This window comes from Pseudomonas frigoris (assembly GCF_047758635.1).
GTDB lineage: Bacteria > Pseudomonadota > Gammaproteobacteria > Pseudomonadales > Pseudomonadaceae > Aquipseudomonas > Aquipseudomonas frigoris.
This window is the reverse complement of sequence record NZ_CP180479.1, coordinates 3,298,633-3,312,230: the sequence shown is the minus strand read 5'-3', so window position 1 is coordinate 3,312,230 and position 13,598 is coordinate 3,298,633. Positions and strand designations below refer to the sequence as shown.

The following is a 13,598-nucleotide window of genomic DNA, read 5'->3' as shown; positions in this document are numbered from 1 at the left end:
TTGCATTGATTACTGATTTGATTAATGCAGAAAAGCTTCAGGCTTTGGTATCAAGCCAGACAGATCCATAACGTGTGTAGGCCTCAGGAATCTCTATGACCTCCCTCAGATCATCTGCCGCGGTGCGCACCCAGAATGGATCTCGCAGCATTTGGCGACCCACGAACACCAGATCGGCTCGGCCGTTTTGCAAAATTTCTTCAGCCTGACGCCCACTCTGAATCACACCCACAGCACCAGTAGCAATATGCAGCTCCTTACGCAGTAATTCGGCGGCAGGTACTTGGTAACCCGGGTAGGTCTGCACCTTGAACGTCTTGATTCCGCCGGAGCTGCAGTCGATCAGGTCAACACCCTGCTCTTTCATCCAGCGACCATATTCAAGGAACGACTCAGGCGTGTTTCCGCCATCGGCATAATCAGAACTGGATATCCGTACGAACAGAGGACGATCACCCCAATGATTTTTTACCTCCTCCAACACCTCGCGCAGGAAGCGATAGCGACGCTTGGCATCACCGCCGTATTCGTCGTCGCGGGTGTTAGCCAGCGGCGAGAGAAACTCACTCAACAAGTAACCGTGCGCGGCATGTATCTCGAGTACATCGAATCCAGCGTCGCTGGCACGCCTTGCGGCATCGCCGTAAAGCTTAACCAAACCCGGAATTTCATCCGCCGCGAGTTTGCGAGGAACAGGGCTGGTTTCCGTGAACGGAATCGCCGATGGCGCGATGTGAATGAGATTGGGCAGGTCAGCATTGCGCCCCGCATGGCCGATCTGAGCGCCGGCTTTTGCACCAAAACTGTGAAGTAGTTCAGTTAGCGCTTTCAAGCCGACAACGTGTTCATCGCTCCAGATACCGAGGTCACCGGCTCCGATACGACCGTCAGCCTGAATAGCCAACGTTTCGGGAAAAATCAGCGCCGCCTGACCCAGAGCACGAGCTCCATAATGAACGCGGTGCCATTCAGTGACAAAGCCATCATCCGCTGCCATGTGCATGCACATAGGGGACATAACGACGCGGTTTTTCAGTTTAAGGCCTTTAATTTCATGGGGCGAAAGCAGCAAGCTCATCAAGCGGATTCCATAGTGGTTAATATGGAATCATGCTAACTTACGCAGCACTTTCGTGTAAGTACGCACAATTATGTGCTGTAGGCACACTTTTTATACCGTGGTGATAACAGTGAAAAAATGTAACCCTCAGGATGAAATTGAGGCCTTCGCTTGTCCCGTCGCGTTTACTGTCGATGTCATTGGTGGAAAATGGAAATCGCTCATACTGTTTCACCTGATGTCAGGAACGAAGCGCTTCAACGAACTGCGACGCCTAATACCAGATATCACTCAGAGGATGCTGACACTCCAGCTGAGAGAGCTGGAGGTTGATGGGATTATTCATCGCGAAATCTATCGCGAGGTGCCGCCAAAGGTGGAGTATTCGCTGACAGAATTAGGTAGCTCTCTCGCGCCTTTGGTGAGTGCCATGCGGGAATGGGGAGCTGTACATGAGCGTAAAATTTTGGAACTCAGGCGCTCTGCGATGCCGGTAAGTTCGGTCGCCTCCTGTTCCAGCATTTGATCTCGCGCAAGCGTCGGGCCTTAGCGCAGCCTTAGCCTTGATACGCCCTGGCGTGATCGGCGACCATCGCAACGAATTCCGTCTCGCCAAGCGATTGCTGGTGGCAATCTTGGGCTCGAAGGGCCTCTGCTGCCCAAGCGATGGCGGCTTAACCCGGCGCCCAACATACCCAGGCGTTGCTTTATGTGACCCTAAAGCCCCAGCCCGGTGTGCATATCCTGCCAGCCGAACGAGTGGTCTGAGTTTTTAATCCTTGTACTGACGTCACACAGGCTACGGCCCGCCAGAGTTCCAGCAATGCACTCGGTTAAATAAAACACCCTGATCGAAACCCGGGTGTTCAGCGATGGCCGCAGTAAGTCAACTTAGCTGAATGTCATCAGCTTCCAAGGGCCCTTTTGCATTCAAGTTTAGAATGCTTGCCTAGCCAAGACTGGACGTGTCAATTCCTTTAAATCTTTAATGCCGGATTAGAAACAACTGAAGACTATTGTGGCCATCCACGATCAGTCCTCGTATGAGTTCCTGGTAGTGGTCTGCTGTATTCAAATCTTGCAGGTCAAAGCTTGCAGACCAATTGATGAACGTCTTGGACTGTCCCGTAAGTGAGACCAATTTCACAGTGGCGAGATAGTTATCTAATGGTAACGGGGACTCCTCGAAGCGATAGCACAACGTTAGATTGCGATCATCCACCGTTAACAAACGCTCCCTGACAACCGCGCCATCGGCCAGTGTGAGCTTGCGAACACAACCAACCAATCCATCAGGCTGGTTATCCTCAATACTGCTTTCGACTATAGAGGGATGCCATTTATGAATCTCTCCAAATTTTTTCAACACGCTCCAGGCGTGTCCTGTATCGCTGTTCAAGACAGCGGAAAACTCAACCATAGGCATTGTGTATCTCCCTTCAAATGATCTATTTGTGAAAACAGCTAACTCAGGCTCAAATGCAGCACTCGGAGGTGATTATGTGAACACCCGGTCTGTGCTCAAGGGCTGATTCGAGCAACACCTGGGCGATTCGCGACGCGGGGTTAAGTTGCCAGCGAACGGGTAACAATCTCCCCACCAGGCCCAGTACGACTACCAGTGCTCGCTCACCCAACCGCAGTTCGTCGCGCGTCCCACTGATGACGCCGGGCCTCACATAGGTGAGTGATTCAAAACCAAGCCCTGTAAGAGATGTCTCCAACTCGCCCTTTACCCGGTTGTAGAAAAAGCTCGAGTTTGGGTTCGCTCCGGTGGCCGAATTGAGAACGTATGCTGAGGTGCCATTCATCCTGGCCAAGCGCGCCACACCCAACGGGTACTCGTAATCAACAAGTCGAAAACTGTCTTTCGATCCAGCGCGCCGCATCGTCGTACCCAATGTGCAAATCACGGCATCCGCCCGCCACCAGTCGACTGTTTCCGGTAGATTGTCGAAGTCTGTTAGTGGCGCATGTAACTTGGGATGCGCAGCAAGCGCACAGCGAGTCGGTGCAACCACCTGACTGATTCTTGGATCATCGAGCGCCTGTTTCAGTACCTCGCGCCCAACAAGACCGGTAGCGCCAACCAATACCAACTTCATTGCGAGCAACGCCCACGATCAAGCCTGCGAACCGCGTCGGAGACTGGCGTGTCACCCTGAGTGAGCTCGATAATGACTCGGCTCACCTTGGGCTGGTCGATCAACTCGGCAAGTGTCGCTGCCACGTCATCTCTTGAAACTTCACCGTAGGGAATAGCGACATCAGTAAGGATTTTGCCGGTGCCGGTGTCTTCCAGAAGCGTTCCTGGGCGCACAATCACCCAATCCAAATCCGACCCCACCAGGTGAGCATCTGCTCGTTTTTTCACGGCAATGTAATTTTCGAAACCTTCGGATAACGGGCTACCGCGCAGCGCATCGGGGAAGGCCGAGACCAGAATGAAACGCCTGACACCTGCTTGAATGGCTGCGGCCACTGCCAACTCCAATCCTCGCCCATCAATCGCATTGGTCAGATCCATACCTGCGCCGCCCGCACCTGCAGTGAAGACCACGGCATCACTGCTCGACATAAGCTGCGCCATTTGCCCTGATTCAAGCTCCAACAAATTGCCTTCGATGGGCATCGCTCCCAAATCCGCAAGCTCACTCCCCTGCTCCGGGTTCCGATGCAGTGCGATCGCTTCGTGACCTCGCCCGACGAGTTGCATAACCAATCGCCGCCCCACTTTTCCAGCGGCGCCGATGATGAAAACCTTACTCATGATCGCTTCTCCATTTGACGATGAACGAGCTCCGATCCCGGCATTGATTCAACCGGGATCGGTGAACGCTCAACCTTCGAACTGGTGATAAACCTTGGCGATCACCTTCCAGGTGCCGTCAATTTTGATCAAAGTCAGGTAGTCGTTGTAATCAGCGCCAATCGCATCTTTCTCCATGTCGACACGTACCACGGCAGTCGTAGGTGTGATCGCCAGCACGTCGAGCCGGGTAGTAATTTCGGGGGCATCGCCGTTCTTCTGAACGAAATCAAACAGATTCTTAATCGGGCCACCTAGCAGAACACCATTAGTGAAACCGTACATCACGGCATCTTTATGGAAAGCTTGCGCAACGCCTTCTGCACTGCCCACACGCAGACCTGCAACGTACTGATTGGCGGTGGCGATGACAGCGTTGTACTCAGCAGTCGAAACTGCCTTGATATTCTTTGACATGGTTCTCTCCTTTCAATAAGGGCGAGGTACAACACACCTCGCCAGAGGCGCTCGAGTGCTCAAGCGCTCGGATGGGTGTGGTAAATCTTGCTGACGATCGTCCACCTGCCTTCTACCTTCAGCAGGTTGAAGAAGTCGGTGAAACGAAATCCCGAAACGTTGTCGGTATCGACGCGAGCACTGGCGGCAGTGCCCACGATGTCGATGCGAACGATCGCGGCTTTGGCTTCGGGAGATGGGCGGAAAGAGTTGTCGATGACGTCGAACAGATTCTGGATCGCGCCGCCGACGAGCTTGTCGCCGTCGACCCCAAACATGGTGGCCTGCTCGTTGAACGCGGGCTTCATCAAAGTGCTGTCAGCCTTGGCACCACCTTCGTTGTACTGGCCAAGCACGTCGACGATCGCGTTGTATTCCTGGACGTAAGTTGGATTGCTCATGATGGACTCCTGATTGAAAAATTTCCGATTACCCACCAGGTCTGGATGGGCGCGGGCATGGCCCACCAACGATCACCAATCCTGGCGTGTCGGAGAGATGATCAGATCGTTGACGGTGACGTTTTCCGGCTGGTTGAGCGCGTAAATCACTGCACGGGCAATATCGTCAGGCGCAATGGCAATCCGGTTAAGCTCCTGAGCAGCCTTGCGCCCTTCAGGATCGCTAACCTTGTCCGCCCAGCCGGTATTGATGACGCCTGGACTGACAGTGTTGACGCGGATGCCATGCTGCACGCCCAACTCCTTGCGCATGGACTCGGTCATGGCCTGGACAAAAAACTTGGTAGCGCTGTAGACACCCGCTGCCGGCCCCACTTGGTGACCTGCGACAGAGTCCATGTTGAGAATCTGCCCGGACTTCTGTTCCAGCATGAACGGCAGTACCGCAGCAGTAGCGTTGAGGTAGCCCTTGATGTTCACATCGATCATCTTTTCCCAATCCTGCACGGCCAGATCGACCCAGTTGGAAAAGAGCATCAGACCGGCGTTGTTGACCAAGATGTCCACGGCGCCGTAGGTGTCTTGTGCAAACTTCGCGAGAGCCTTGGTTTGATCCAGATGGGTAACGTCTGTGGTGAAAGCGACCACGTCGCTCCCGGCCAAACGCAGCTCGGCAACAAACGCTTCCAACCCGTTCTGATCGAGTGCTGCTGCCACGACGCGAACGCCATGTGCGACCAATGCGCGGGTGGTGGCAGCACCAATGCCGGAAGACGCGCCAGTGACGATGGCTACTTTGTTCTGCAGATAATTCATGCTCAGTACCTCTTTACGGTGAATGCTGTTGCGACGGACTTCCCCCGGGCCTGGCTGGCGCAAGGGCACGACTCAGTAGCTTGCCGTTGGCCAATCGGTGTAGCCCTTGGCACCTCCGCCGTAGTAACTCTCGCGCGGAGCGATAGTGAGCTCGGCACCACGACGCAAGCGCTCTACGAGGTCTGGGTTGGCAATGAATAAGCGGCCAAACGCCACGGCATCAATCCGCCCTTGCGCCCGGCGCTCCAGCGCCATATCCAGGTCATAGTTGTTGTTGCCAATGAACGGCCCTTCGAACTGCGCACTCAGCGCGTCCAGATCCACACCTTCGGGAACGGTACGAGAGGTGGCGGTGGCGCCTTCAACGAAGTGCAGATAGGCCAAGTTGAACTTGTTGAGCTGCTGAATCAGGTAGCCATAGGTCTCCATGACGTTGCTGTCAGGAGGGGTATTGCCTGCGTCAGGAGTCACTGGCGAGAGGCGGATGCCAACCCGGTCACTGCCCCAGATCGCAACCACTGCTTCGGTGACTTCGAGCGTCAGCCGAGTCCGGTTCTCGATGGAGCCGCCGTACTGGTCAGTGCGCTGGTTGGTGGAATCACGCAGGAACTGGTCGAGCAGATAGCTGTTGGCAGAATGGACTTCCACACCATCAAAACCGGCTTGCTTTGCATTTTCTGCCGCATGCCTGTATTGCTCGATGATCCCCGGGATCTCTGAAGTCTCAAGCGCCCGAGGCATGGACACTTCGACCATGCCATTGTTGGTGTAGGTGGTACCTTCGGCCTTGATTGCCGAGGGAGCTACCGGCGCCTCGCCGTTTGGCTGTAACTCGACGCTGGAGAAGCGGCCTACGTGCCATAGCTGACTGACGATCTTGCCGCCTGCCGCGTGTACCGCGTCAGTGACTTTTTTCCAGCCTGCCACCTGTTCTTCCGACCAGATACCAGGCGTCATCGCATAGCCGCGGCCCTGAGCAGAAATGTTCGTGGCCTCGGCGATGATCAGGCCTGCGCCGGCACGCTGGGCGTAGTAAGTGGCATGAAGCTCATTGGGTACGCCGTCATCTCCCATGCGGCTGCGTGTAACAGGAGCCATGACAATACGGTTTGCCATCTCAATGGCGCCCATCTGCACCGGCGAAAAAAGGTCAGTGTTACGTCTGCTATCAAGCATTCTAAATACCTCTAATATTAGACCGGTCGTCTAGTTTTCCGGTTAAAAAAAACGCCCCTATGCAAGCAGGCGTTTACTCGTGATCAGTGCGGTTTCAAAAGGGGCCGTGGTCTGCTTGACCTTGACCAGCAGCGAGGCGCCAAGCCATAGCTGATACAGCGATTCGGCCAATATCGCCGCGTCCAGGGTCGGCGAAATGGAACGATCTGCCATGCCCTGCTCGACACAGCGCGTGATGCGCTGGATGATCAGCGCGGTGCCCTCCTCCAGCACCGCACGCATGTCTTCCGACAAGTCGCAGACTTCAGCACCCAGTTTCACCACAAGGCATTTCTCCTCGGGGTGATCGAACGCTTGCGTCTTTGCCCAGTAGTGCAGATAGCCCAGCAGCCGCTCGGCTCCGGTTCCTTCTGCGGCCATCACGACATCGACGCGCCCGATGTACTCCTGAAAGTACTCTTCAAGCAACGCCTGGCCGAATTCCTCTTTCGAACGGAAGTAGTGATAGAACGACCCTTTGGGTACGCCAGCGGTTGTCAGCACTTCCGACAGCCCCACGGCGGTGTAGCCCTTGTTGGTCATCAGCGACTTCGCTACATCGATGATGTGCTGCCGCATGTCTTGGATAGGTTTCTTCATAGGATAGGAAGCCTACAGAAAACTAGACCGGTCGTCTAGAGAAGTTTTCCCAATCTAGAATTCTGCTATCCCTCAAATCGCCAAGTCTCACCTCAGTGCCCGACGATGGAAACGGAAACCGTTGCTCAGATCGAGTTATCAGTTAGGAATGACGAATTATTTGACCAGCATCGTTACTCCCCTTCCTCTCGGGTCTGTCACCGGTTCCGGGATACCGCTATCCACCTTGATCGCCTGAATATCACCATTGAAGCCCTGGTTGACCAGGTTATAGCCCTTGGCGCTGAGATCTCTGGCCAATTGCCCCGTGATCGGAGAGTAAGGTTCCCAGAAAACGGTATTTGCCGGCAGCAATTGATGATGAAAGCGCATCGCGCTAACGGCATTTTTCAGCGGCAACTTGAAGTCGTAGATATTGCTCACCACCTGAAAGATCGACGTAAAAATTCTAGGGCCACCCGGCGTGCCAATGACCAATGCGACTTTTCCGTCCTTCAGGAAGATGGTCGGCGACATTGAGGAAAGTGGTCTCTTTCCGGGCTCAATCGCGTTGGTGTCATTACCGACAACCCCCAACTGATTGGGCACTCCGGCAAGGGCCGAGAAGTCATCCATTTCATCGTTGAGCAGTATTCCGGTTTTATTGGCAACCACTCCAGACCCGAAGAAGCCATTCAATGTGTAGGTGTTGGATACCGCGTTCCCCCATTTGTCGACAATTGAAAAATGCGTCGTTTCCGGTTTTTCCGGGAAGGTAATCTTCAAACCTGCGACTACTTTGCTGGTGTTTGAGGGGGCCGAAACACTCACTTCCGCCGCACACCGCAGTAGGTAATTCTCATCCAGCAACTGTCTTACCGGAACCTTGTAGAAGTCGGGATCGCCCAGGTACTGCGCTCGGTCGGCAAACACTCGCTTTTCGATTTCTGCGACCAGATGAATGTACTCTGGCGAGTTCAGCGGCACGCCACTAAAATCCGCGTTGCGCGCTTCTTTCATCTTCAATAACTGAACCAGCGCGATACCACCGGAACTGGGCGGTGGCGCGGTCACCACCTGGAAACCATTCCAGTTTGCCTGTATCGGCTCTCGCCAAATTGCCTTGTAGTTCCGCAGGTCGGCTTCACTGATAAGTCCGCCATGCTCCGTCATATCAGCAACGATCAGTTCGGCTGTTTTGCCGGAATAAAAACCTGCAGTGCCGTGCTTCGCGATTCGTTTCAATACCGCTGCCAGTTCAGGCTGCTTGAAAAGCATGCCCGACTGCAACGTACCAAAATGTTGTGAGAAATTGGTTTTTCCAGCGAATCGCTGTTTGTTTTCCGCTGCCGCCAAACCGGCTAGCATTTCATCAACTCGAAAGCCCGCATCTGCATAGCGGATTGCCGGCTCGACCAGCACCTGCCAGCTGAGTTTGCCAAGACGCTGATGGGCTTCCCACAGGCCGGCGACCGTACCTGGCACGCCCACGGCCTTGTAACCAAGCACGCTGCTCTGAGTGCTATCAGCAGGGATCACTCGTCCATTGCCGGCGACGAACATGTCCTTAGTCGCCTTGAGCGGTGCCCGCTCGCGGTAATCAAGGAAATAAGGCTTACCCTCGTGATAGATCGTCATGAACCCACCACCGCCAATGTTGCCAGCTTCCGGATAGGTAACGGCTAAAGTGAATGCAATGGCCACCGCCGCATCGATGGCATTGCCACCTTTGGCAAAGATGGCTCTAGCTGTTTCAGCCGCATAACGATCAGGTACTGCCACCGCAGAATGGGTCAACAAATGCGATTTAACAGTGTTACCTGAAGCGGCCTGAGCATTTCCCACGGTCAGGAAGCTGGCGAGTAAAACCGCACACAAAAAAGCAAACTTACGATGTGAATCGGGAAAGGATTCTTTGCGCATAAAGTACCTTATTTTTTATTAGTAATCGGCAGCAAAACGCGGAAATCCGAATTGATGCAGTTAAGGAAAAACCTAACTGCACAGATCAGAACCCGGCAAAGAGAACACACATAACAACTATTGTTGAACGACGAAAACAAGAAGAGCCAAAGGCTTTTGATGGCCGATGGCTCCCCCTGAATAGCTATGCTTTCTGTGTTACCAACTCAGCTCTTGAAGGCTCAAGGGCCGCCTTTTCCCATTTGGCAATTACCAAGGGGGCGATGGCATTACCCAGCACGTTCAGCGTGGTGGTTCCGCTATCGATAATCCTGAAGATCCCCGCGATAAGCGCCACCCCTTCCAATGGAAGACCGGCAGAAGCCAATGTCGCAGACAGAATAATGATGGCAAATCCAGGTACCCCAGCAGCACCTTTGGAGGTCAGCACCATTGTGACCACCAGCAGAATCTGTTGAGAAAGCGACAGGTCGATACCATAGAGTTGAGCGACAAAAATCGTAGCAACCCCAAGGAAAATTGATGCTCCATCCAAATTGAACGCATAACCGACTGGAACCACAAAACTGACGATACGGCGTGGAACACCATAGCTCTCCAATTTTGTCATCAACTGCGGCATAACCGCCGCCGATGCGGCACTCGAGAAGGCAAGATCAGCTCATTTCGGAAATATTTGATCAGCTTGAAAACGTTCTCGCCGATCAGATAGCAAATTCCGCCGAGTACCACCAACGCGAAGACAATGAGTGCCAGGTAAACCACACCAATCAGCTTGAGTAAGGGCAAGAGCGAGGCAAAGCCAAAGGTCGCGACGGTAGCGCCAATCATGCCAAATACGCCTATTGGCGCGTAAGCCATGACGATTGAGACAACTTTGAACATCGCATCAGAAATGCCCTGAACCACCGCGACCACTGGCGCGCTTTTTTCTCGAGGTAGCGAGTTCAAAGCCAGACCGAACAGCACCGCGAAGAAAAGCACCGACAACAGCTTCGCTTCTGACATCGCTACGATGACGTTGTCAGGTACGATATTTTGCAAGATAACGAGTGCCCCTTTCGAAGGCTCCATGGTTATCGACGCGGCGCTGTGGGAGATTCCTGAAATATCAGTGCCCGTTCCAGGTTCGAAAATATTCGCAAAACACAGCCCTAATACGATGGCTAAGCCCGTGATCGCAAAAAAGTAAGTCAGCGACTTCACTCCCATTCGGCCAAAGGATTTGTTATCTCCACCTCCAGCGATGCCAAGAATCATGCAGCAGAACACAATAGGAACAACAACCATCTTCATCATTTTGATGAAGATATCTCCAAGCGGTTTCAGGATTTCAGCACTGACCCACGATTGATATTGCGGATTGGTATTAAAGTACCAACCGACGAGCACGCCAAGCAAAAGCCCGGCAACTATTTGCCACACCAAGGGAATACGTTTCATGTCTAGCCTTCTTGTTGGAATGAAAGGACTGCGTTACAGAGCAGTTGCTAGAGTCATGAGCTTCCAGCTCACTTGAATAAAAATGGCACAACATAGTTATGCCAAGTGTCATTGTTATTTTGCAAATAGCTGGCTCATATCCTTGAAAGCTTTGAATTCAAGCGCGTTACCGCATGGGTCGAACAGGAACATCGTCGCTTGCTCGCCAACCTGCCCCTTGAAACGAATGTACGGTTCAATCACAAACTCGGTGCCAAAAGACTTCAAGCGTTCTGCCAGTGCCTCCCATTGCTCCCAGCCCAAAATAATGCCGAAGTGAGGAACCGGCACGTCGTGTCCGTCTACCGGGTTGCTATGGACACTCTCTTGCGAAGCAGTTTTTGGATGTTCATGAATAACCAGTTGGTGACCGTAAAAGTTGAAGTCGACCCACTGTGTGCTGGAACGACCTTCTTCCAGTCCAAACACTTCACCATAAAATGTGCGTGCTCCAGCGAGGTTGTAGACAGGGATTGCGAGGTGGAAAGGAGAGAGGCTCATTAGAACTCCAATTACAGTATTTTTGTTTGTGAAAAAAGGAACAGCGTATTAATGCCGCCCGACGGTTCTGCGCACCGCCCACAACCTTTTAGCGTTTTGGGCGGAAGTGAATTTCAATAATTAGCTCAGTTGTTCGCACGCCAAACGTATGCGCATGCACGCCTGCTCAAGTTGTTCAGTAGATGTCGCAAATGACATCCGAAAATATCCTTCGAGACCAAATGCGCTGCCAGGCACCACAGCGACTCGCGCTTGCTCAAGTAAATAGCGGCAAACATCCGTGTCATCGCTTAGCAACCTCTTGGCAGGTGTTTGGCGATTGATCAGGCCCTCACAGGAAGGGAACAGGTAGAACGCACCCTCTGGTCGACGACAGGTCAAACCTGGAATGGATTCGAAAGCACCTAGGCAGAGATCGCGCCGCTGGCTGAAAATTTGATTTCGGCTCTCTAAAAAATCTAAAGGCCCGTCCAGCGCTGCCTGCGCCGCCGCTTGTGCGATGGAGCAGGGGTTGCTCGTGCTTTGCGACTGCAAAGTGGACATTGCGGCAATAAGCTCTCTCGGGCCTCCCGCAAAGCCGATACGCCAGCCCGTCATGGAATACGCCTTTGAAACACCGTTAACGGTCAGGGTTCGGTTGCGCAGTGCAGGCACCTGAGCTGCGATGGTGTTGACCTCCCAACCGTCATACCGCAGGTGCTCATAGATGTCGTCCGAGAGCACATACACCTGCGGATGCCCCAACAAGACGGCACCCAGTAGTTTCAGTTCGATTGCGGAGTAGCCAGCACCGGTCGGGTTGCTCGGTGAGTTCAAAATGACCCATTTCGTGCGGGGGGTTATTGCGCGTTTAAGCTGAGCGGCTGTGATCTTGAAGCTCTGGTTTTCCGGGCAGCTCACTTCCACTGGAATGCCACCGGCTAGCCGCACCATGTCCGGATAGGAGACCCAGTAAGGCGCGGGGATGATCACCTCATCGCCATGGTTCAGGGTCGCCAGCAAAGCATTGAAGATGATCTGTTTGGCGCCCGTGCCGACACTGATTTCTGACGAGTCATAAACAAGGCCATTCTCGCGTTCGAACTTGCGAACAATGGCGGCTTTCAGTTCCGGCGTACCATCGACATCAGTGTATCGGGTCAGGCCTTTGTCGATCGCAAGCTTGGCAGCCGCGTTGATATGATCGGGCGTTGGGAAGTCCGGTTCGCCTTGCGACAGGCCGATGATATCCACGCCTTGGCGCTTCAGATCCGCCGCTTTTCGAGTGATGGCAAGCGTCGGTGAAGGCTTTACAGCTTGCAGAAGATTCCCCAGCAGTTGCATACCCTGACCCTTATTGTTTTTGAGGATGGGGCCATCGTAGAGCTGCAAGCCGAGTAAAAAAATCAATATATATTTCTTAGAAACACAATTATTATTTGTGAATGATCAAAGAACTCAAAACACTGATTGCCGTAGCACGGGAAGGCACTTTCGCCGCCGCCGGCAACAAGATCGGTCTCACCCAGGCTGCAGTAAGTGCCCAGATTCAGCGTCTGGAGGCTGAGCTCGGCTTCGAGATATTCGACAGAAAGGGACGCTCGGCCCACCTCAATAGAATGGGCCACCAGACACTCCTGCAAGCGCAAGAGCTGCTTCGCCTTTACGACAACCTTGGCTCCACCACAGTGGGACTTCCTGCCAGCGTCCTGGTGAATATCGGCGCTATCGCTTCCGTACAGCGCTCCTATTTACCGGACGCCTTAGCAAAGTTTCACCAACAATGCCCACAGTGCCGAACACGCGTAATTCCAGGCTTGTCGATGGGACTGGTCAACCTTGTAGATGCCGGCGAAATTGACATGGCAGTCATCATTCGCCCGCCCTTCTCTCTGCAAAGCGATCTGCGGTGGACGACCTTGGCGCTTGAGCCCTATCGCTTGATCGTTCCGCGCGATGTACCGGGAGAAGATTGGTCAAAACTACTTTCCAGCCAACCGTTCATTCGGTACGACCGATCATCCTTCGGGGGAAGGCAGGTAGATCGCTTCCTGCGGCAGATGCATTTCACCTTACGTGAAGTCTGTGAGCTGGATGAACTGGAGGCCATCATCAAGCTGGTGGAAAATGGTGTAGGTGTAGCGCTAGTGCCGCAGACAGCACCCCATCAGGAATGGCCAGCAGGTGTACGAGCGCTCGACCTTGGTCAGCACACCTTCCACCGTGATATCGGGCTTGTGCATAGATCTCGGCAGACCTTTACCGAACCGGTGCGGATACTTGCCCAGCTTATAAGCGATCAAGTAAAGATCGGTTCCGAATAAATTCCTGGCAAAAAAAGGCCCTCAAAGGGCCCTTTTGTACTCAAACCAGAATC

At 53.5% G+C, this 13,598-nt stretch carries 14 protein-coding genes and 1 pseudogene; 2 read left to right on the top strand and 13 right to left on the bottom strand.

Annotated elements, in window-relative coordinates; translation table 11 throughout:
* Window positions 1-37: 37 nt before the first annotated feature.
* Window positions 38-1,078: an NADPH dehydrogenase NamA gene (gene namA, locus ACMXYH_RS15215; RefSeq protein WP_415767582.1), complete on the bottom strand. Its 1,041-nt coding sequence runs from the start codon at window positions 1,076-1,078 to the stop codon at window positions 38-40.
* 112 nt (window positions 1,079-1,190) lie between these two features.
* Between namA and ACMXYH_RS15210 the strand changes: the two genes are divergently transcribed.
* Window positions 1,191-1,586 carry a winged helix-turn-helix transcriptional regulator gene (locus ACMXYH_RS15210; RefSeq protein ID WP_415767581.1) on the top strand — a complete coding sequence of 132 codons (396 nt, stop codon included), beginning with the start codon at window positions 1,191-1,193 and terminating at the stop codon, window positions 1,584-1,586.
* Window positions 1,587-2,045: 459 nt separating this feature from the next.
* On the opposite strand, the gene ACMXYH_RS15205 is transcribed toward ACMXYH_RS15210, so the two are convergent.
* The 12 genes and pseudogenes from ACMXYH_RS15205 to ACMXYH_RS15150 form a co-directional block, all read right to left on the bottom strand.
* Complete coding sequence (locus ACMXYH_RS15205) at window positions 2,046-2,486, bottom strand: SRPBCC family protein (protein ID WP_415767580.1); 441 nt, start codon at window positions 2,484-2,486, stop codon at window positions 2,046-2,048.
* A 49-nt stretch (window positions 2,487-2,535) separates the two neighbouring features.
* Complete coding sequence (locus ACMXYH_RS15200; protein WP_415767579.1) at window positions 2,536-3,165, bottom strand: NAD-dependent dehydratase; 630 nt, start codon at window positions 3,163-3,165, stop codon at window positions 2,536-2,538.
* The gene (locus ACMXYH_RS15195; protein WP_415767578.1) at window positions 3,162-3,830 is read right to left on the bottom strand and encodes an NAD(P)-binding oxidoreductase; all 669 of its coding nucleotides are present in this window, start codon (window positions 3,828-3,830) and stop codon (window positions 3,162-3,164) included. The genes ACMXYH_RS15200 and ACMXYH_RS15195 overlap by 4 nt, the downstream gene beginning before the upstream one ends.
* A 69-nt stretch (window positions 3,831-3,899) precedes the next feature.
* The gene (locus tag ACMXYH_RS15190) at window positions 3,900-4,286 is read right to left on the bottom strand and encodes a nuclear transport factor 2 family protein (RefSeq protein ID WP_415767577.1); all 387 of its coding nucleotides are present in this window, start codon (window positions 4,284-4,286) and stop codon (window positions 3,900-3,902) included.
* Window positions 4,287-4,345: 59 nt separating this feature from the next.
* Entirely contained in the window at window positions 4,346-4,726 is a 381-nt protein-coding gene (locus tag ACMXYH_RS15185; RefSeq protein WP_415767576.1) for a nuclear transport factor 2 family protein, read from the bottom strand.
* A gap of 72 nt (window positions 4,727-4,798) precedes the next feature.
* Entirely contained in the window at window positions 4,799-5,542 is a 744-nt protein-coding gene (locus ACMXYH_RS15180) for an SDR family oxidoreductase (protein WP_415767575.1), read from the bottom strand.
* A 72-nt stretch (window positions 5,543-5,614) separates the two neighbouring features.
* Entirely contained in the window at window positions 5,615-6,718 is a 1,104-nt protein-coding gene (locus ACMXYH_RS15175) for an alkene reductase (protein WP_415767574.1), read from the bottom strand.
* Between the two features lie 57 nt (window positions 6,719-6,775).
* Entirely contained in the window at window positions 6,776-7,357 is a 582-nt protein-coding gene (locus ACMXYH_RS15170; protein WP_415767573.1) for a TetR/AcrR family transcriptional regulator, read from the bottom strand.
* Window positions 7,358-7,513: 156 nt separating this feature from the next.
* Window positions 7,514-9,259 carry a gamma-glutamyltransferase gene (ggt, locus tag ACMXYH_RS15165; protein ID WP_415767572.1) on the bottom strand — a complete coding sequence of 582 codons (1,746 nt, stop codon included), beginning with the start codon at window positions 9,257-9,259 and terminating at the stop codon, window positions 7,514-7,516.
* Between the two features lie 184 nt (window positions 9,260-9,443).
* A pseudogene (locus tag ACMXYH_RS15160) lies at window positions 9,444-10,702 on the bottom strand (cation:dicarboxylate symporter family transporter).
* A gap of 114 nt (window positions 10,703-10,816) precedes the next feature.
* Complete coding sequence (locus tag ACMXYH_RS15155) at window positions 10,817-11,242, bottom strand: VOC family protein (protein WP_123364336.1); 426 nt, start codon at window positions 11,240-11,242, stop codon at window positions 10,817-10,819.
* Between the two features lie 120 nt (window positions 11,243-11,362).
* Window positions 11,363-12,565 carry a pyridoxal phosphate-dependent aminotransferase gene (locus tag ACMXYH_RS15150; RefSeq protein WP_415767703.1) on the bottom strand — a complete coding sequence of 401 codons (1,203 nt, stop codon included), beginning with the start codon at window positions 12,563-12,565 and terminating at the stop codon, window positions 11,363-11,365.
* Window positions 12,566-12,666: 101 nt separating this feature from the next.
* On the opposite strand from ACMXYH_RS15150, the gene ACMXYH_RS15145 reads away from it, so the two are divergent.
* Window positions 12,667-13,545, top strand: a complete 879-nt coding sequence (locus ACMXYH_RS15145; protein WP_129444019.1) for a LysR substrate-binding domain-containing protein — start codon at window positions 12,667-12,669, stop codon at window positions 13,543-13,545.
* The last annotated feature ends 53 nt before the right edge of the window (window positions 13,546-13,598 follow it).

What these genes read in the sequence shown, in the direction of transcription:
- namA (WP_415767582.1), bottom strand. Translation starts at nt 1,078, where the DNA reads ATGAGCTTGCTGCTTTCGCCCCATGAAATTAAAGGCCTTAAACTGAAA.
- ACMXYH_RS15205 (WP_415767580.1), bottom strand. Translation starts at nt 2,486, where the DNA reads ATGCCTATGGTTGAGTTTTCCGCTGTCTTGAACAGCGATACAGGACAC.
- ACMXYH_RS15200 (WP_415767579.1), bottom strand. Translation starts at nt 3,165, where the DNA reads ATGAAGTTGGTATTGGTTGGCGCTACCGGTCTTGTTGGGCGCGAGGTA.
- ACMXYH_RS15195 (WP_415767578.1), bottom strand. Translation starts at nt 3,830, where the DNA reads ATGAGTAAGGTTTTCATCATCGGCGCCGCTGGAAAAGTGGGGCGGCGA.
- ACMXYH_RS15190 (WP_415767577.1), bottom strand. Translation starts at nt 4,286, where the DNA reads ATGTCAAAGAATATCAAGGCAGTTTCGACTGCTGAGTACAACGCTGTC.
- ACMXYH_RS15185 (WP_415767576.1), bottom strand. Translation starts at nt 4,726, where the DNA reads ATGAGCAATCCAACTTACGTCCAGGAATACAACGCGATCGTCGACGTG.
- ACMXYH_RS15180 (WP_415767575.1), bottom strand. Translation starts at nt 5,542, where the DNA reads ATGAATTATCTGCAGAACAAAGTAGCCATCGTCACTGGCGCGTCTTCC.
- ACMXYH_RS15175 (WP_415767574.1), bottom strand. Translation starts at nt 6,718, where the DNA reads ATGCTTGATAGCAGACGTAACACTGACCTTTTTTCGCCGGTGCAGATG.
- ACMXYH_RS15170 (WP_415767573.1), bottom strand. Translation starts at nt 7,357, where the DNA reads ATGAAGAAACCTATCCAAGACATGCGGCAGCACATCATCGATGTAGCG.
- ggt (WP_415767572.1), bottom strand. Translation starts at nt 9,259, where the DNA reads ATGCGCAAAGAATCCTTTCCCGATTCACATCGTAAGTTTGCTTTTTTG.
- ACMXYH_RS15155 (WP_123364336.1), bottom strand. Translation starts at nt 11,242, where the DNA reads ATGAGCCTCTCTCCTTTCCACCTCGCAATCCCTGTCTACAACCTCGCT.
- ACMXYH_RS15150 (WP_415767703.1), bottom strand. Translation starts at nt 12,565, where the DNA reads ATGCAACTGCTGGGGAATCTTCTGCAAGCTGTAAAGCCTTCACCGACG.
- ACMXYH_RS15145 (WP_129444019.1), top strand. Translation starts at nt 12,667, where the DNA reads ATGATCAAAGAACTCAAAACACTGATTGCCGTAGCACGGGAAGGCACT.